This window comes from Paenibacillus sp. J31TS4 (genome assembly GCF_018403265.1).
GTDB lineage: Bacteria > Bacillota > Bacilli > Paenibacillales > NBRC-103111 > J31TS4.
Genome location: NZ_BOSI01000002.1, coordinates 710,269 through 729,086 on the forward strand (window position 1 = coordinate 710,269; position 18,818 = coordinate 729,086).

General features: G+C 59.6%; 17 protein-coding genes. All 17 read left to right on the top strand.

Features of this window, described 5'->3' with window-relative positions; genetic code table 11:
• Positions 1 to 244 precede the first annotated feature (244 nt).
• The 17 genes from KJS47_RS13980 to KJS47_RS14060 all read left to right on the top strand — a co-directional run bounded on the left by KJS47_RS13980 (position 245) and on the right by KJS47_RS14060 (position 18,816).
• On the top strand, positions 245 to 1,603 hold the full coding sequence (locus KJS47_RS13980; protein ID WP_249716375.1) for a PQQ-dependent sugar dehydrogenase: 1,359 nt from the start codon (positions 245 to 247) through the stop codon (positions 1,601 to 1,603).
• Between the two features lie 163 nt (positions 1,604 to 1,766).
• Positions 1,767 to 2,051 (top strand): sporulation protein YqfC, encoded by a 285-nt coding sequence (yqfC, locus tag KJS47_RS13985; RefSeq protein ID WP_213525642.1) that lies wholly within the window; start codon positions 1,767 to 1,769, stop codon positions 2,049 to 2,051.
• Positions 2,052 to 2,068: 17 nt separating this feature from the next.
• Positions 2,069 to 3,256 (top strand): sporulation protein YqfD, encoded by a 1,188-nt coding sequence (yqfD, locus tag KJS47_RS13990; RefSeq protein ID WP_249716376.1) that lies wholly within the window; start codon positions 2,069 to 2,071, stop codon positions 3,254 to 3,256.
• A gap of 312 nt (positions 3,257 to 3,568) precedes the next feature.
• Positions 3,569 to 4,540, top strand: a complete 972-nt coding sequence (locus KJS47_RS13995) for a PhoH family protein (protein WP_213525643.1) — start codon at positions 3,569 to 3,571, stop codon at positions 4,538 to 4,540.
• Positions 4,541 to 4,555: 15 nt separating this feature from the next.
• Positions 4,556 to 6,784: an HD family phosphohydrolase gene (locus tag KJS47_RS14000; RefSeq protein WP_213525644.1), complete on the top strand. Its 2,229-nt coding sequence runs from the start codon at positions 4,556 to 4,558 to the stop codon at positions 6,782 to 6,784.
• A gap of 2 nt (positions 6,785 to 6,786) precedes the next feature.
• Positions 6,787 to 7,305, top strand: coding sequence for an rRNA maturation RNase YbeY (ybeY, locus tag KJS47_RS14005; RefSeq protein ID WP_213525645.1), 519 nt, complete (start codon positions 6,787 to 6,789; stop codon positions 7,303 to 7,305).
• Positions 7,302 to 8,000, top strand: coding sequence for a diacylglycerol kinase (locus KJS47_RS14010; protein WP_213525646.1), 699 nt, complete (start codon positions 7,302 to 7,304; stop codon positions 7,998 to 8,000). Before ybeY ends, KJS47_RS14010 begins: the two co-directional genes overlap by 4 nt.
• A gap of 131 nt (positions 8,001 to 8,131) precedes the next feature.
• Positions 8,132 to 9,031, top strand: coding sequence for a GTPase Era (gene era / locus KJS47_RS14015; RefSeq protein WP_213525647.1), 900 nt, complete (start codon positions 8,132 to 8,134; stop codon positions 9,029 to 9,031).
• A gap of 120 nt (positions 9,032 to 9,151) precedes the next feature.
• Positions 9,152 to 9,295 (top strand): YqzL family protein, encoded by a 144-nt coding sequence (locus tag KJS47_RS14020; RefSeq protein ID WP_213525648.1) that lies wholly within the window; start codon positions 9,152 to 9,154, stop codon positions 9,293 to 9,295.
• Between the two features lie 70 nt (positions 9,296 to 9,365).
• Positions 9,366 to 10,112, top strand: coding sequence for a DNA repair protein RecO (recO, locus tag KJS47_RS14025; protein WP_213525649.1), 747 nt, complete (start codon positions 9,366 to 9,368; stop codon positions 10,110 to 10,112).
• Positions 10,113 to 10,452: 340 nt separating this feature from the next.
• A complete protein-coding gene (gene glyQ, locus KJS47_RS14030) occupies positions 10,453 to 11,343 on the top strand; it encodes a glycine--tRNA ligase subunit alpha (RefSeq protein WP_213525650.1) in 891 nt (296 codons plus the stop codon).
• Positions 11,336 to 13,411, top strand: coding sequence for a glycine--tRNA ligase subunit beta (glyS, locus tag KJS47_RS14035; protein WP_213525651.1), 2,076 nt, complete (start codon positions 11,336 to 11,338; stop codon positions 13,409 to 13,411). Before glyQ ends, glyS begins: the two co-directional genes overlap by 8 nt.
• A 45-nt stretch (positions 13,412 to 13,456) precedes the next feature.
• Positions 13,457 to 14,275 (top strand): pyruvate, water dikinase regulatory protein, encoded by an 819-nt coding sequence (locus tag KJS47_RS14040; protein ID WP_213525652.1) that lies wholly within the window; start codon positions 13,457 to 13,459, stop codon positions 14,273 to 14,275.
• Positions 14,276 to 14,395: 120 nt separating this feature from the next.
• Positions 14,396 to 14,836, top strand: coding sequence for a YaiI/YqxD family protein (locus KJS47_RS14045; protein ID WP_213525653.1), 441 nt, complete (start codon positions 14,396 to 14,398; stop codon positions 14,834 to 14,836).
• A gap of 43 nt (positions 14,837 to 14,879) precedes the next feature.
• Positions 14,880 to 16,739 carry a DNA primase gene (dnaG, locus tag KJS47_RS14050; RefSeq protein WP_213525654.1) on the top strand — a complete coding sequence of 620 codons (1,860 nt, stop codon included), beginning with the start codon at positions 14,880 to 14,882 and terminating at the stop codon, positions 16,737 to 16,739.
• 20 nt (positions 16,740 to 16,759) lie between these two features.
• Complete coding sequence (gene rpoD / locus KJS47_RS14055) at positions 16,760 to 17,878, top strand: RNA polymerase sigma factor RpoD (protein ID WP_213525655.1); 1,119 nt, start codon at positions 16,760 to 16,762, stop codon at positions 17,876 to 17,878.
• Positions 17,879 to 17,991: 113 nt separating this feature from the next.
• Entirely contained in the window at positions 17,992 to 18,816 is an 825-nt protein-coding gene (locus KJS47_RS14060; protein ID WP_213525656.1) for a hypothetical protein, read from the top strand.
• Positions 18,817 to 18,818: the final 2 nt, after the last annotated feature.

Below are 18,818 nucleotides of genomic sequence, written 5' to 3' on the forward strand. Positions count from 1 at the left end.
GGTTAGAACGATCGGGGTGGCCTCTTGCAAGAGCACGTTACGCACCGGAACAGCTAGGATGTGGCTTTCGCAAGAGCACGCAACGCACCGGAACCGGTAGCGGCTGCATTTTCTAGATGCAACCAAAGTACCAGAGCGAACAGTGGGCTTATGGGGGGCACGCAATGCCTGGAAAAGCCCTTGTGGGACTTGGCATGATACGCAAAGGGCCGTGTGTGGATGGCAAGAAAGAGGAGGAAAGCGGATGAGTAATCAAGTGGAACCTAACCGGGAGGACGCGAGGAATTCTCTTTGCCCGAACAGGCTGCGCCGGCTTTCCGCTTCCGGAAAAGTAACCAAGCCGCAAACGGTACAGTGGATGGGCGTTCCCCAGGCGGAGGGAGCCAGACGAAGGGGCGGCCTCCCGCTGTCTGCCGTCTGGCTGGCACCCGCTCTTGGTCTAGCGCTGCTCGCTGGCTGCTCGGAGGAGGCGGCATCTCCGCCGTCCTCTTCTCCCCCAGCGCAAGAGCGCGGGAAGACGGCTGCTCCGTCGGCCGCTCCTTCCGCGAACACGGCGCCGCATGCGGGCAATCCGTCGGCGTTCCCCTACACGGTCGAGGTAGCGGCGGAAGGGCTGAACGTCCCTTGGGAACTGGTATTCGCGCCGGACGGGCGGGCGTTCCTGACGGAGCGGCCCGGACAGATCCGGGTGATGAAGAACGGCGTCCTGGAGGCCGAGCCGGTCTTCAAGTTCACCGATCCGTTCCTCAGCCGGGGGGAAGGCGGGCTGCTCGGCCTCGCCCTCGATCCCCGGTTTGCCGACAACAGGTATATGTATGTCTACCACAGCTATGGCGAGGACGGGCAGGTCCAGAACCGAGTGCTCCGGCTCAAGGAAACAGCCGGAGGCATCGTCCTCGATCGGGTGCTGATCAAGAATATCCCCGGAGATACGAACCATAACGGCGGACGGATCCGGTTCGGCCCGGACGGCATGCTGTACGTCACGACAGGAGAGCGCTACGAGCCCGAGTTGGCCCAAGACCGGGCAAGCCTTGGGGGCAAGCTGCTGCGGCTGCAGCCGGACGGCGCCATTCCGGCGGACAACCCGTTCCCCGGGTCGCCGGTCTATTCTTGGGGGCATCGCAACCCCCAGGGCCTCGCCTGGCAGCCGGGCACCGGAGCGCTTTTCAGCTCGGAGCACGGCCAGTCCGCTCATGACGAGCTGAACCGGATCGAGCCGGGAGCCAATTACGGCTGGCCGCTCATCGAGGGCGACAAAACCGGTGAGAAGGGAGGGACGCCGCTGCGACCGCCTCTTCTGCACAGCGGCAAGGAGACATGGGCGCCATCCGGCATGACCTTTGTCACCCGTGGGCCGTGGGCCGGCCGACTGGTTATCGCCCAGCTGCGCGGCCAGCAGCTGATGAGCGTCCGGCTGGAAGGCCCGCAGTCTGACCGGGTAGCGGCGGCCGAGCTATGGCTCCAGGGCGTCTACGGCCGTCTACGCAGCGTAACGGAAGGCCCGGACGGCTCGCTGTACATTCTGACGAACAACCGGGACGGGCGGGGAACGCCGGCCAGCGGAGACGACAAGCTCCTTCGTCTTAGCCTTCGTCCCTAACTCTTTCTCCAATAACGTTCGCTTCCGCTTCACTCCCGCCAGGCAGACGCTGGCGGGAGTTTTTTGCGCTTGTCCCTTTCCTATCCTGGGTTCTCTTCATATCTGCCGGGCTCTGTGCATAAAGTGGTAAAAAGCCATCTGTCCGGGAGGGGATGAGGGAAGCATGGGCCGCCTCAAAAAACGACTTCATTCACTCACAGCGAAAATGCTCGATGTGCCCCAGGATGTAACCCTCGACCTGCCAAGGCTGACGATGATCGGCGACCGGCAGCTGTATATCGAAAATCACCGCGGCGTGCTGCAATTCACGAGCGAGCTGCTGCGGCTGTCGCTGAGCAAGGGAGAGCTCGAGGTGCGGGGCCGGGACCTGGTCATGCGCGCGATTCTGCCGGACGAAGTCTTCATTGAAGGCGTGATTGCGGGAATCCAGCTCCTCCATAACGAGTAAAAAAAGAGGTGTCAGGCGTGCGACCGAATGGATTGATGAGGCTGAGAGGATATGTGACCGTGGCGTTTCGGGGCACCGGAATTGAGCAGCTGCTCAATCTCGCGGTGGCGGAGCGGTTTACCCTGTGGGATGTCCGGATGACCGGAGCGGAATCGGCCCGGGCTTCGATGCCTGTGAGCGATTTTTTTCGCTTGCGGCCGCTTTTGAAACGGACAGGCTGCCGGGTGCATGTCATGGAGCGAGCGGGCTTTCCGTTCCTGCTCGTGAAGATCGGCAAGCGCAAGACGTTCGCTATTGGGCTGCTGGGTTTTCTACTGGGGCTATTTCTACTGACGTCGGTCGTCTGGAAGGTGGAAGTGTTGGGCCTCGAGAAGCTGGGAGAGGACGTCGTCCTGGACAAGGCCGGGGAAATCGGCATCTACCGGCTGCAGTGGAAATTCCGGCTGCAGGACCCCGACAAGATGGCGTCGGAGCTTCACCGCCGCCTGCCCGACGCGGCCTGGGTCGGCGTCGAGGTGGAGGGGACGCATGTACACATCCGCGTTGTGGAATCCACGCGGCCCGATCCGCGCCAGCTGACGGGACCGCGCCATCTGATCGCTTCCAAAAACGCGATCATTACCGAGATTCTGGCGGACAAGGGGAAGCCGCTCGTTCAACCCCATTCGTATGTCCGCCAGGGGGACGTGCTCGTGTCGGGCTTGATCGGCGCCGAAGGGGGGAACCAGCAGCTGGTAGCCGCCTCGGGCAAGGTCAAGGGGCTCGTCTGGTACACGAGCGACATCGAGGTGCCGCTCTCCCGCACGCTCAAAACGTATACCGGCGAGCAGTACAAGCGGTTCTATCTCGTGTTCGGCTCCCGGGCGCTTCAGATCACCGGCTACGGGAAAGAGGACTACTCCCGAAGTGAGACCATTCCGGACCGCAAGACGTTACACTGGCGGAATTATGTGCTGCCCGTCGGCTGGCTGACCGAGGAGGTCAAGGAGGTCAAGGAATCGGAGCTGGCAATCCGCCCGGAGGAAGCGCTAGCTGCCGGTCTCGAGAGGGGCCGCGCCGATGTGCTTGCCGGAGCGGGGGAAGAGGCAAGGATTACGGGAGAGAAGATTCTGTCGCAGCGCGAGGAGAACGGCAAGCTGCTGCTGACCGTCCATTTCGAGGTGGAGGAGCGGATCGACACAGAGCAGCTGCTCGCTTCTCCCTGATTGAGGGACGATCTATTCCGAGCAGGACAAGGCTGGGCCTAACCATCGGAATTCCAGACTTCTTAGGGCCTGACGGGGCATCCCAGCGAAGGGCAAGCTTGCACGCAAGACGAGAGGCTCGATCCGGCCGGGAGCCTGAGCTTCTCAGCCAGACCGGGCAGACCTGCGAAGGGCAAGCCGGCACGCAAGACGAGGCCGAACAGGCGGGACCGGCGGGGAGAAGCCCCGGGGTCTCGCTTTCTTTTTTGCGGATTCTGCGCTAATATCTTACGTATACTAACGATATTGATAAACCAAGGAGACTGAGGCCTGTTGACCGAACGCGAACGCATTGTCAAAATTCCACTTAAGAACACGGCAGAAGGTCTGGCATTGTTCGGACCACAAGATAAGTTTCTGCAGCTGATCGAAGCGCAGACCGGGGCCAAGCTGTTTTCCCGCGAGGAGGAGCTGGTCATTCAAGGCGAGGCGGAGGAGGCCGACCGGCTGGGGCGGCTGTTCGCGGTGCTCCTTGAACTGATTCGCAATAACTATGTCTTGTCGGAGCGGGATGTTACCTACGCGCTTGAATTGGCCAAGCAGAACATGGTCGAGCAGCTGCTGGACCTGTTCAAGGGGGAAGTGGCGACGACGCACCGCGGCAAGCCGATCCGGATCAAGACAATCGGTCAGAAGCAGTATGTGAACCGGATCCGCAAGTCGGATATCGTCTTCGGCATAGGCCCTGCCGGCACGGGCAAGACCTACCTGGCCGTCGTGCTGGCGGTAACCGCCCTCAAGGAAGGGCGCGTCAAGCGGATTATCCTCACGCGGCCCGCTGTTGAGGCGGGCGAGAGCCTCGGCTTCCTTCCGGGGGACCTCCAGGAAAAGGTTGACCCTTATTTGAGGCCATTGTATGATGCACTTAACGACGTGCTCGGACCCGAGCAGGTGGCCAAATCGCTGGAACGGGGACTGATTGAGATCGCTCCCCTTGCTTATATGAGGGGCCGTACGCTGGACGATTCGTTCATAATTCTGGACGAAGCCCAGAACACCACCCCCGAGCAGATGAAGATGTTCCTGACGCGTCTTGGCTTCGGCTCGAAGATGGTGATAACCGGAGATGTGACGCAGATCGACCTGCCGCGCGGCAAGCATTCGGGCCTGGTCGAAGCGGAGCGGATTCTCCGCGGAATCGAAGAGATCGGCTTTATTTATTTTTCGGAACAAGATGTCGTCCGCCATTCCCTTGTGCAGAAGATCATCACCGCCTACAACCTCGAACAGGAAAAGCATGGATAGAGAGGACTGAGGTCCATGTTCGGAAACGCGTCCCTAAAACCAAACACCGCCTCCCGACAGACCGGCTGGAGGACCAGCGGGCTGGTCAGGTTCTTCCTGTTCGTCGCATTGGCTTTGATTCTCTATGCCTCCCTGCTCGGCAAGGTGGTTCCGCAAACGTACGATATCCGGCCCAACACGGTTAGCGAGAAGACGATCGTCGCTCCCTGGCAAATCCCGAACGAGATCGCCACGGAGAAGGCCAAGGAAGAGGCGGCGGCCCGGGTGCAGCCGGTTTACCGGACCGTCTCGGTCCGCAACGACCAGCTGGTCGAGCTGCTGTTCGACAAGCTCGAGATGAACAACGCCGACCAGGAGATGACCGTCGAGATCAAGGCGAATCTGTACCGGAATTTATTCCCGTCCGAGTATAATGACCACGTGGACCGCGCGGTCGCGCAGCTCTCCGGGAAGTACAACGACAATTTGCTGGCGGAGATGAAGAAGCAGCTCCAGGAGCAGCAGTACAAGATGGCCGAGGAGAGCTTCTACAAGCTTCCCCGCCTGACCAAGGAAGACCTTGCGGCGATGGAGCCGGTTACGCTGGAGATCGTGAACAAGCTGATGAACGACCCGATCACAGACGCCCAGAACGTCCGCACGAGAGTGACCGAGCTCGTTAACTCCTCCAATCTGGCCAAGAATACTTCCCGGGAAATGGTGCAGGAACTGGCACGATTCGCCATCACCCCCAACAAATTTCTCGACGCCAAGGCGACCGAAGAGGCGCGCGTGCAGGCGCGGGAGAACACCAAGCCGGTTCTGATCAACAAGAACGACGTGCTCGTTAACAAGGGCGAGGTCGTCACCGAGGAGATCTATCAGCGGCTGGATAAGCTCAATCTGCTCAAGGATGAGACCGATTACCGCCATCATGCCGGCTTAATGCTGCTCGTGGCGCTGCTCGTGCTGGTGCTCCATCAGTTCGTGCGGCAGAGCAAGCTGCCGCTGCAGAGCAACAATATCCAGCTCGGCATGCTTATGCTGATCTACGTGATGGCCCTTCTCGGCCTCCGAATCGTGTCGCTCGGACAGAATCTGGAATATCCGTTCATCGGGTTCCTGGCTCCGTTCGCGCTTGGGAGCGTGCTCGCTCTCATTCTGCTGGACGCCCAGTTCGCGTTCATTACCGCCGTGCTGTTCAGTCTGCTGGCGGGTATCGTCTTCAACCTGGACGCGGAGCGGGTGTTCGATTACCGCTATATGCTCGTCTCGCTCGTCGTCTGCTTCGCGGCGATTTTCTCCGTCCACAAGGCTAGCCAGCGGACGACCATTCTGCGCGCGGGCATCATGATTTCGCTGCTCGGCTGCGTGGCCGTGCTGGCGCTGTCGCTCCTCGACAGCGAGTGGACGCTCAAGCAGCTGTCGTTTGCCTTTGCTTTCTCCGCGGCGGGCGGCCTCGTCACCGCGGTACTCGTCATCGGACTGCTGCCGTTCTTCGAAATGCTGTTCGGCATTCTCTCGCCGCTCAAGCTCGTCGAGCTGTCGCACCCGAATCTGCCTCTGCTGCGCAAGCTTCTGACAGAGGCGCCGGGCACCTATCACCACAGCGTGATGGTCGGCAATTTGGCGGAAGCCGCCGCCGAGTCGGTAGGCGCGAACGGCCTGCTGTGCCGGGTCGGTGCCTATTACCATGACGTGGGCAAGACGAAGCGGCCTGTTTATTTCATCGAGAACCAGATGCAGATGGACAATCCGCACGACCAGATCGAGCCCGACCTGAGCAAGGCGATCATTACCGCCCATCCGAGGGACGGTGTCGAGATGCTGAGCGAGCAGAAGATTCCCAAGCCGATCCGCGACATTGCGGAACAGCATCACGGCACGACGCTGCTCAAATACTTTTATTACAAGGCCGTCAAACAGGCCGAGGAGAAAGGGCTGGAGCCGCCGACCGAGGAAGAGTACCGGTATCCCGGGCCGAAGGCGCAGTCCAAGGAAGCGGCCATCGTCGGCATCGCCGACTGCGTGGAGGCGGCCGTCCGTTCGCTCCGCCATCCGACGATCGAGCAGATCGACTCGATGGTACACAAGATCATCAAGGATCGGCTCGACGACGGGCAGTTCAACGAATGCGACCTGACGATCCGCGAGCTGGATACGATCGCCAAGGCGCTCAAGGAGACGCTGATGGGCATCTTCCATGCCCGTATCGAATATCCGCAGGAGCTGTCCACCAAATCCAAAGAAGAAGGGAAGGCGTGACCATGGCACTTGTACTGGAATGGACCAATGAGCAGGAAGCGCGCGAGATAAGCGACACCTTGATCAACCAGCTGCAGCAGCTGCTGCAGATTGCGGGCAGGGAGGAGCAGATCGAGCTCGGCGAGGTGACGCTCACCTTCGTGAATAACGACCAGATCCAGGAACTGAACCGCAATTACCGCGGAATGGACAAGCCGACCGACGTGCTTTCGTTCCCGATGCGGGAAGAAGGCGCCGACGAGATGAAGATCCTCTACGGAGATCTCGAGACGATCTCCGACGACGAGGACGTCATGGAAGGCTGGTTCGGCGAGGAACAGATCGGGGACATCGTCATCTCGATCCCCAAAGCGATCGAGCAGGCGGAGGAGTATGGCCACTCGTTCGAACGTGAAGTCGGCTTCCTCTTCGTCCATGGCTTCCTGCATCTGATCGGTTACGACCACCAGACGGAAGAGGACGAAGCGCGCATGACGGAGAAACAGGAAAAGGTACTTCAGGAGGCGGGGCTGACCCGGTGAAACCCGCACCCCGCTGGTCCCGAAGCTTCCGGTATGCCTACGAGGGCCTCAAACATGCGTTAGCGACGCAGCGGAACATGAAGTTCCACTTCGCTGCATCGCTGGTCGCTCTGCTGTCCGCCCTCTGGCTCCGGCTCGGCAAGCTGGAGATTCTGTTTCTGCTTGCGGCTATTACGCTCGTCATCGTGACCGAGCTGATCAATACGGCGGTAGAAAAAGCGGTTGACCTGGCGATGCCTGACCGGCACCCTTTGGCGAAGATCGCCAAGGACGTGGCGGCGGGGGCGGTGCTGGTCGCCGCTCTTTTTGCAGCGGCGGTCGGCTCGATCCTGTTCTACGAGCCGGTAGCCGGCCTCATCGCCGGAAGCGTCAAGCGCGAGGCCGCCTTGTCGGCGGCGGCCGTCTGGCTCTACCTCGCGCTTGTTCTCGTGACGCTCGTCCTCGCCGACACAAGATTCAGCGCGAAGCGTCGGCTCCGGCCGAGTCTGTGGACGGCGGCGGCCTTCTCGCTCGCGACTTTGATCGCGCTGCTGACGCCCGAGCCGCTGGCGGCTCTTCTCGCTTACAGTATGGCAGCGCTGTTCCTGGCGCAGCTGTTCCGCAGACGGACGCGGACGCTCCCGACGCTGTTGTTCGGCGCAGCGCTCGGCGCGATCCTGACCGCACTCGCTTATTGGCTTCATACGATTCTGTAAACAGGGGACAGCGGCACCGAGCTTCGGACGGATCGGTCAGCTCCCGACCGAACCTCGGTGCTGCTGTCCGCATTTTCCCGTCTGGGCTTGACGCCCGGGCGGAGGACCCTATCCATGAACGGAGGAACAGCATGAGCAAACCCCCATTCCGCTCCGGCTTCGTCGCGATTATCGGCCGCCCGAATGTCGGCAAGTCGACGCTGATGAACCAGGTGATCGGCCAAAAGATCGCGATCATGTCGGACAAGCCCCAAACCACCCGCAACAAAATTCACGGCGTCTATACGACCGAGGACTATCAAATTGTCTTCCTCGATACGCCGGGGATTCACAAGCCCCAGTCCAAGCTTGGGGATTATATGATGAAAGTGGCCGAGGGTACGCTGAACGAGGTAGAGGCGATCCTCTTCCTCGTCGATGTCGCCGAAGGGCTCGGCGGCGGCGACCGCTTCATCATCGAACGGCTCAAAAGGGTCAAGACGCCGGTCATTCTTGTGCTGAACAAGATCGACCAGGTTCATCCCGAGGCGCTCCTGCCGATCATCGCATCGTACAAGGAATTGTACGACTTCGCGCAGATCGTTCCGGTGTCGGCGCTGAACGGCAGCAACGTCACAACGCTGCTCGAGCAGACGGCCAACTATTTGCCCGAGGGACCGCAGTATTATCCGGCCGATCAGGTAACCGACCACCCCGAGCAATTCGTATGCGCGGAGCTGATCCGGGAGAAGATTCTGCACCTGACGCGCGAGGAGGTTCCCCACTCGATTGCCGTAGCGATCGAGGATATGCGCGTAGAGGAGAACGGCGTCGTGCGCATCTCGGCCGTTATCTTCGTGGAGCGCGATTCCCAAAAGGGCATTATCATCGGCAAGAAGGGAGCCCTCCTGAAGGAGGTCGGCCAGAAAGCGCGCGCCGATATCGAGACGCTGCTCGGCTCGAAATGCTTCCTCGAATTGTGGGTAAAGGTTAAGAAGGATTGGCGCAACCAGGAGCGGACGCTCAAAGACCTGGGATTCCGGCACGACTAACGGCGGCGGCTCGGCCGCATAACCGCCCACCGGCTCCCAGCAATTGCATAGCATACGGCGAGGCTTCCGGTTCCATCCTAACCGTTAAGGATCCAATCTTTCTCTGGGAGGCGCTGGCTGATGAAGGAGTTTTTTTGGGACTATTTCAGACGGACCGGAACGATCGACGCGTATATGCATTACCGGGAGACCGACGATTGGGCAGGCGAGGAAGAAGAGGACGCAGCAGAGGAACCCAATCCCGGCTGGGAGATGGAAATCTGACAAGCAAGCAGCACGGATGGGCCGCCGGGCGAGGCGGCTTCGGCTGGATCGATGGGAGAGGATGCCGCCGATGCTATACCGATGGGAAGGCATAGTTATCCGGACTACGGATTACGGGGAGGGACACAAGATCCTGACCCTCTATACAAAACAGGCAGGCAAACAAGGCGTCATCGTCCGCGGCGCCAAAAAGGTCAAAAGCCGGCATACCGCCATTGCGCAGCTGTTTACGCATGGCGATTTTGCCGTGTTCAAGGGGCAGTCGCTCGCCTCCCTCAATCATGGAGAAATCATTGAGGCGCACCGGGGACTGCGCGAGGATCTGCATAAGGCGGCGCACGCCTCCTATCTGGCCGAGATGATGGACCGACTCATGCCGGATGGAGAACCGGACGAGCGGATGTTCGAGCAGCTCAATGCCGGTCTCACCGCCATGGAGGAAGGCAAGGATCCGGCGATCGTTAACCACATTATGGAGATGAAGCTGCTTGCGCTGTCGGGCTATTTGCCGCAGCTGGACGAATGCGTCTCCTGTGGACGGACGGAAGGACCGTTTGCGTTCAGCGGTGCCCAGGGCGGGATTTTGTGCAAGGCATGCCGCTTCCGCGACCCGCAGGCGAAGCAGTTGCCAGAAGCGGTGCTTCGCCTGCTGCGCGTGTTTCAGCGGACCGATCTGCGCCGGCTCGGCCATGTCGAGGTGAAGCCGGAGACAAAGGCATGGCTCAAGGCCGTGATGAGAGACTTCATGGACCGGCATCTCGATATCCGCTGGAAGGCGAGAGGGTTTCTCGATCAATTGGAGAAATACGACCTATAGCGCCGGCTTGTGATTGACATTCCGCGAGGGGTCTGCTAACATTTTGTAAGAAATTCTGTTCGACAATTCGATAGGAACGCTGCGATGGAGAAGAGTAAGCGGCCCAGCGGAAACGAAGCGAACCGGGGATGGTGCGAGCCCGGGATTCCAAGCCGGTGAAGTGGCGCTCCGGAGCGTAACACTGTGAAAAGTGGGCCGCCATGGTAACCCAAGGTGCGGCCAAGTAGGGTGGAACCGCGGGCACGATCCCGTCCCTATGTCCGCATGCCGGACAGGGACCGGGATTTTTTGTTGTCCCGCCGCCTGTTCATTTTACATAGAAGCAAGGAGGGGCATGTCCATGAATTTCCAGCAAATTATATTGACGCTTCAGCAATTTTGGTCGGAGCAAAACTGCCTGATCGTTCAGCCGTACGATACCGAGAAAGGTGCGGGCACGATGAATCCGATGACGTTTTTGCGCAGCATCGGCCCGGAGCCGTGGAACGTCGCTTATGTAGAGCCGTCCCGGCGTCCCGCGGACGGCCGTTACGGTGAGAACCCGAACCGGCTGTACCAGCACCATCAATTCCAGGTCATCATGAAGCCGTCCCCGGACAACATCCAAGAGCTGTATCTGGAGAGCCTTCGGCGGCTCGGCATCGATCCGCTGCAGCATGATATCCGCTTCGTCGAGGACAACTGGGAGTCTCCGACGCTCGGCGCCTGGGGACTCGGCTGGGAAGTATGGCTCGACGGCATGGAGATCACCCAGTTCACCTACTTCCAGCAGGTCGGAGGCATTGATGCAAGCCCGGTGGCCGTCGAGATTACGTACGGTCTCGAGCGGCTCGCTTCCTATATTCAGGACAAGGAGAACGTGTTCGATCTGGAATGGGTGAACGGGTTCACCTACGGCGACGTCTTTCACCAGCCGGAGTTCGAGCATTCGAAGTATACGTTCGAGGTTTCGGACGCACGGATGCTCTTCACCCTGTTCGGCATGTACGAGGAGGAAGCCAAGCGGGCGCTGGAGCAGAAGCTGGTGTTCCCCGCCTACGATTACGTGCTCAAGTGCTCGCATACGTTCAATCTGCTGGATGCGCGGGGTGCAATCAGCGTAACCGAGCGGACGGGATACATTACGCGCGTCCGCAATCTGGCTCGTCAGTGCGCCGCTGCTTATTTGGAGGAGAGAGAGCGTCTCGGCTTCCCGCTTATGGTTAAGAAAGGAGAGGTGTCCCATGGCTAAGGATCTGCTGCTGGAAATCGGAATGGAGGAAGTGCCGGCCCGGTTCGTCCGCGATGCCGTCCGCCAGCTCGTCGACAAGACAGAGAAATGGCTGGCCGATTCCCGGATTGCCTTCGGCTCGGTTCACGGCTATGCGACCCCTCGCCGCCTGGCGGTGCTCGTGAAGGATATCGCCGAGAAACAGGAGGACCTCGATCTCGAGGTGAAGGGACCGTCCCGCAAGATCGCCCTCGATGCGGAAGGCGGCTGGAGCAAAGCTGCTCTCGGCTTCGCTCGCAGCCAGGGCGTCGCGCCCGAGGATCTATTCTTCAAGGAGCTGGCGGGTGTCGAATACGTTCATGCCAAGAAGAACAACGCCGGCCAGGAGACCTCGTCTATTCTAACGGAGGGACTTGAAGGAATCATCCATTCTCTTACGTTTCCGAAGAATATGCGCTGGGGTACCCAGGAAATGAAATTCGTCCGCCCGATCCGCTGGCTCGTCGCCCTTTACGGCACGGAGGTAGTCTCGCTCACCGTAGCGGGCGTCGAGGCGGGACGGCAGAGCCAGGGTCACCGGTTTCTCGGTGCGCCGGTCGAGCTGCCGGAGCCGGCACTCTATGTCGACCGGCTTCGGGAGCAATACGTCTATGCGGATCCGGAAGAGCGGCAGGAGCTGATCCTGAAGCAGCTCCGCGAGCTGTCGGACGAGAAAGGCTGGACCATCGCCATCGCCGACGATCTGCTCGAGGAAGTAGTCTTCCTCGTGGAGTATCCGACCGCGCTGTACGGTTCGTTCCATCCTGACTTCCTCACCATTCCGCAGGAAGTGCTCATTACTTCGATGCGCGAGCATCAGCGGTATTTCCCGGTACTGGACGACGCAGGCAAGCTGCAGCCGTTCTTTGTAACGGTGCGCAACGGCAACCGCGATTCGCTGGAGCAGGTAGCCCGAGGCAACGAGAAGGTGCTCCGAGCGCGGCTGTCGGACGCGAAGTTCTTCTATGAGGAGGACCAGAAGGGCTCTATTGACGGCTACCTGTCGCGGCTCGAGACCATCGTGTTCCACGAAGAGCTGGGGACGGTCGCCGACAAGGTGCGGCGCGTCAAGACGGTTGCCGCGCGCCTCGCTGATCTCGTCGGTGGGGATGCCGAGCTGCACGGACAGGTGGAACGGACGGCGGCCATTTGCAAATTCGACCTTGTCACCCAGATGGTGTACGAATTTCCGGAGCTGCAGGGTGTGATGGGTCAGGACTACGCGAGGAAATTCGGGGAAAGCGAGGCAGTTGCGAATGCGATCTTCGAGCATTACCAGCCCCGCTTCTCGGCAGACGCCTCCCCGGCTTCGCTGACCGGCGCGCTCGTCAGCATGGCGGACAAGATCGATACGATAGCCGCCTGCATCGGCATCGGCATCGTGCCGACCGGCTCGCAGGATCCGTATGCGCTGCGGCGGCAGGCCGCAGGCATCGTGCAGATTCTGCTCGACCACCAGCTTCCGGTCCAGTTGTCGGATCTGTTCGGTATCGCACTCGACGTGCTCGGGCAAGCGAATCTCCTTAAGAGCGGTGCGGACGATATCCGCCACACGCTTATGGATTTCTTCGGTCTGCGGGTAAAAAATCTGCTCGCAGAGCGCGGCATGCGCTACGATGTCGTTGAAGCGGTAATGGCCGCGGGGTTCGACGATATCGCGTCGACTGTCCGCCGGGCCGAAGCGGTGACCGCATTCCTCGGCCATCCCGACTTCAAGGCGACGGTCGAATCGTTCAACCGGGTCGCCAATCTCGCCGCGAAGGCGGGAGAGGAGGAGGTGCGGGAAGCGCTGTTCGAGGACCCGGCGGAGGGAGAGCTTTGGCAGGCTTATCACATTGGAGCGGGCAAGGCGGAGTCTGCCTTCGTCGCAGGAAACGAGGCACAGGCGCTTGCCAGCCTGACGGAATGGAGGGAGCCGATTACCGTCTTCTTCGAGCGGGTCATGGTGATGGCCGAGAACGAGGACGTCCGGCATAACCGGCTTGCGCTGCTGCTCCGGCTGGCGAACGAGCTGCACCGGATTGCCGACTTCTCCAAGCTGGTCTGGTAGCGGCAGACCTTTCCTAGAGCGGAAACAAGCAGAGGAGGCAATGCTATGAACGACAACATGCGGTCTCCGGCCGTCTTCGTCGTCTCGGACTCGGCCGGCGATACCGCCGAGTCCGTCGTAAAGGCGGCGATCGTCCAGTTCTCGCCCATCAAGATCGAGATTCGCCGTCATACTTACGTGAACGATAGGCAGAGCATCGATATGATCGTCAAGGCGGCCAAGCAGGCCGCCGGGGTGATCGTCTTCACGCTCGTCATTCCGGAGCTCCGGGATTACCTGCTTGAGCAGACCGTGATCCATCAGGTGGTAACGATCGATCTGCTCGGCCCTATTATCGGCAGCCTGGAGAATGTGCTTCATCAACCGGCCCGCCATCAGCCGGGAATGATCCATCACCTGGACGAGGACTATTTCCGGAAGGTGGAGGCGATCGAATTCGCCGTCAAGTACGACGACGGGAAGGACGCGCGGGGCATTCACAAGTCCGATATTGTCCTCGTCGGCGTCTCGCGGACGTCCAAGACGCCGCTGTCGATGTATCTGGCAAACAAAAAATTCAAGGTGGCCAACGTTCCTCTCGTGCCTGAGCTCAAGGCGCCGGACGAGCTGTTTACGGTCGCGCGGAGCAAGATTATCGGCCTGACGATCAGCCCGGACAAGCTGAATATGATCCGCAAGGAAAGGCTGCGGGCGCTCGGCCTGGCCGATAACGCCAGCTATGCCAACGTTAACCGGATCAATCAGGAGCTCGCTTATTCGGAGACGATTATGAAACGACTCGGCTGCGTCGTCATCGATGTGTCCAACAAGGCCGTCGAAGAGACCGCGAGCCAGATTCAGGACATCATGCGGAGCCGGAAGTAGCTTTTTTGGGTAAAAAGAAGGAATTTTGTCCGCTTAAGCGTATATATATTAAGACATTCCAGACGGCAGCCTGCCGGAAGGAAGGAGGCGGACCGCCTGGGACGGACGCCGAAGATACTTGTGGACGCCGACGCGTGTCCCGTCAAACAAGAGATCATCCAGACCGCCCGGCGATTCGGCATCGGGGTATGGATGGTCGCTTCCTATGCGCATCGGCTCGTGCCGGAGGAGGGCGTTGAGGTTTTTCAGGTCGACCCTTCCGATCAGTCAGCCGATCTTTTCCTTGCCAACCGGCTGCAGCCGGGAGACGTGCTCGTCACCCAGGATTTCGGCCTCGCGACCATCGGGCTTGCCAAGCGGGCGGTCGTGCTGTCGAACCGCGGCCAGGAGTATCGGGACGAGACGATCGATTTTCTTCTCGATACCCGCCACGCGCAGGCCAAGAAGCGCCGCGCAGGCAAACACACGAAGGGACCGAAGCCGTTCTCGGACGAGGATCGCGCGCGATTTCTACATTCTTTGACAAAAGTTTTGGGGGCAATGCAGGAAAAAACGCAGTAATAGCGAATAGTATTTACGTGTTAGCGAAACGAAGGTGACCGGTATGGCATACGGACGTATTCCTGAGGAAGTCATCCAGGCCGTTCTCAAACACCACGATATTGTCGATATCGTCGGGAAATATGTTCATTTGACCAAACAGGGCCATTACATGAAGGGGCTGTGCCCGTTCCATTCGGAAAAGACGCCGTCCTTCACAGTGACGCCCGAGAAGCAGATCTACCACTGCTACGGCTGCCAAGCCGGAGGCAACGTGATCGGATTTCTCATGGAAATTGAGGGCTATACGTTCGTGGAGGCAGTGCGGGCGCTGGCGGAAGAAGCCGGCATGCCTGTCACGTGGGAAGCGGCTTCCGAGGAGAAGACCCAACAGCAGAAGGATGCAGCTGTCATGATCGATGCTCATGAACTGGCGGCCAAGTGGTACCACCACGTCCTTCTCAATACGGAGCAGGGCAAGCCGGCGCTCGATTATCTCCGTTCCCGCGGAGTCGGAGACCGGATGATCGAGCAGTTCCAGCTCGGCTACGCGCCCCCGATGCGCGACAAGCTTTCTCAATTTCTGACGAGCCGCAAGTTTCCGTCCGAGCTGGTAGAGCGCGGAGGCCTGGTCGCCGTACGGGAAGGGAGCGGGCAGATGGACCGGTTCCGGGACCGGGTCATGTTCCCGCTCCACAACCACCGTGGTCAGGCGATCGCATTTGCCGGACGGTCGCTCGGGGATATGCAGCCCAAATATTTGAACAGTCCCGAGACGCCGTTGTTCAACAAGAGCAGGCAGCTGTTCAATCTGCATCGGGCGCGCGCCGATATTCGCAAGAGCGGACAGGCCGTGATGATGGAAGGCTTCATGGACGTCATCAAGGTGTGGGAAGCCGGCGTACAGAATGCGGTGGCCACGATGGGGACGGCGTTGACGGAGGAGCATGCCCACACGCTCAAGCGGATGGCGAATACCGTCACGGTGTGCTATGACGGAGACGATGCGGGGCAATCCGCTGCGTTCAAGAGCATTCCGATCCTGGAGAAGGCCGGGCTCCATGTCAAGGTAGCCGTTATCCCGGACCGGCTCGATCCCGACGAATACATCCGTTCGCGGGGCGGGGAGCGCTTCGTGCGCGAGGTGCTCGACGATGCGCTGCCATCGCTCAAGTTCAAGCTGGTCTACATCCGCCGCAATTTCAACCTGAAGGACGTTGACGAGAAGCTTCGTTATCTGGATACGGCGGTAAAGATGATCGCCGAGCTCACGCTCCCGATCGAACGGGAGCATTATCTCAAGGAACTGGTCGCAGAATTTCCGCAATACGCCGATTCGCTGAGGCAGCAGCTCAATATGAGCCGCCAGGATGTTTTAAAAAAGCAGCAAACCGGGGATAATAACGAAAATCTGTGGAATAATGGAATTGGAATTGATCCGAGAAACGGCTCTGCTCCCGCTCCTGTTCTCCATCCTGCCTATCATAACGCGGAAGTCCGGCTGCTTGCGGCCATGATGCACGATCGTGAGATTGCGGATTATGTCAGCCGCAAGTTGGGAGATCGGTTTAATATAGAAACGCACGCTGCACTGGCCGCTTATTTATACGCTTACTACAGCCAGGGCAACGAAGCCGACGTCAGCCGCTATCTGGCCTCGCTGCAGGACGAGAAGCTGGAACGGCTGGCAAGCTCCATCGCCGTAAAAGAATCGATCCATGCTATCAATCCGGAAGTGATCGACGATTATATCCGGCAAATACTGAAGGTTCCTCACCAAAACGCGATCCGGGACAAGAAACAAGAGATGGTCCGGGCGGAGCGGGCGGGCGACGTGCTGCGCGCGGCCCAGATGGCGAGTGAGATTATCCTTCTGGAGAAGCAACTGAAATCATTGCAGGTTCTACCTTTAGAGGAGATTTAGGTAGGAGGGAGTTAATCACGATGGCGAATGAACACCATACGGAGCTAGAAACCGAGCTGACCCTGGATCAGGTGAAAGAGCAGCTTATCGAGATTGGGAAGAAGCGGTCCTCGCTCACATACAAAGAGATCATGGAGCGGTTGTCTCCGTTTGACCAAGACCCGGAGCAAATCGACGAATTTTTCGAGCATCTGTCCGAGCTGGGCATCGATGTCGGCAACGAGTCGGAAGATATGCAGGGGGGCGGCGACGACCAGGAGAACGAGGAGGATTTCTCCTTCAGCGACGACCTGTCGCTGCCGCCTGGCATCAAGATCAACGACCCGGTACGCATGTACTTGAAGGAGATCGGACGGGTCCCGCTCTTGTCGGCAGAGGACGAAGTGCAGCTTGCGAAGCGGATCGAGCAGGGAGACGAGGAGGCGAAGCGCCGGCTCGCCGAAGCGAACCTGCGGCTCGTCGTCAGCATCGCCAAGCGCTACGTCGGACGGGGCATGTTATTCCTTGACCTTATTCAGGAAGGCAATATGGGCCTCATTAAGGCGGTTGAGAAGTTCGACCAGTCCAAGGGCTTCAAGTTCAGCACCTACGCCACCTGGTGGATCCGGCAGGCCATTACCCGCGCTATTGCGGACCAGGCGAGAACGATCCGGATTCCGGTACACATGGTCGAGACGATCAACAAGCTGATCCGCGTGTCGCGTCAGCTGCTGCAGGAGCTGGGCCGGGAGCCGAGCCCCGAAGAGATCGCCAAGGAAATGGACCTAAGCGTAGAGAAGGTCCGCGAGATTATGAAGATCGCACAGGAGCCAGTCTCCCTCGAGACCCCGATCGGGGAAGAGGACGATTCGCATCTTGGGGACTTCATTGAGGATCAGGAGGCGCTCGCTCCGGCCGACGCGGCCGCTTACGAGCTTCTCAAGGAGCAGCTCGAGGACGTGCTCGACACGCTGACAGAACGAGAGGAGAACGTGCTCAGACTGCGGTTCGGCCTCGATGACGGGCGCACCCGGACTTTGGAGGAAGTAGGCAAGGTATTCGGAGTGACCAGAGAGCGGATTCGGCAAATCGAAGCCAAGGCGCTGCGCAAGCTGCGGCACCCCAGCCGTTCCAAGCGTTTGAAAGACTTTCTTGAATAGATGTACGGATGACCTTCTGCCTGCAGCAAGGTCATTTTTTTCGGCACTACAGGCAAGCCGGGTCCTGGCCGATAAAAATGGGATAAGGGCATAAACGGGAGGGAAACGACGGCGTGGAACCGGACAAACGCGACTATCTCATTCAAGAAATCCGGCAGTGGCGGAGAAGCAAGCTGCTTCCGGAGCATTATTGCGACTTCCTGCTCAATTTATACGCGGCGGAGCCGGAGGAGAAGACGGCATCCTGGCACGGCTTGACGCCGGCTGAGCTTCGCGGAATGAAGGGAACCAGCTGGTTCGCTATAATTGGTTTAATTGGGATTATCTGTTACCTAGGGTTTCATTTTACCTCTTTTTCACAGCCAATGCAAACTATCCTCCTGCTGGCCGGCAGTGCAATAGGCCTTGCATTTGGCTACCGGTTTCGCGCCCGCAAATCGGTGCTGGCGCGCATCGGCTTCGGGCTCGGCGCGCTGCTCGTGCTCTATGCGGGACTGGATTATTTGCAGGCACAGGGAGCGTCTGCGTGGGTGGTCGCGGGCTTTACGGCCGTTTGCGCGGTAGGGTGGATGCTGCTCGGACTGATGTCCGGCATCGGGCTGTTTCATTTCGCCGGCTGGGTCGTCCTGCTGCTGGTTTACGGCTGGCTGCTGTATCGCTACATCCCCGCCTTCAACTGGCCGCTGACGCAGATGGCCTGGCTGCCGCCGTCGGCGGTCATGCTGTGGAGCGGGTGGCTCCTTCATCACAAAAACCGCGCGCCGGCCGGCGTCCTCTTCTTTATCGGCGTGCTGCTGTGGTTTGCGCCGGAGCTGTTCGGCATGCTGCTTCCGGAGGTGCGGGGCGGCATCGTACAGGCGAGCTTCCTCGTCAAGCTGGCGGCGGCCGGCGTCGTGCTTTTCGCGTTTCGAAAAAAATGGACGGAATGGGTTGCATAACT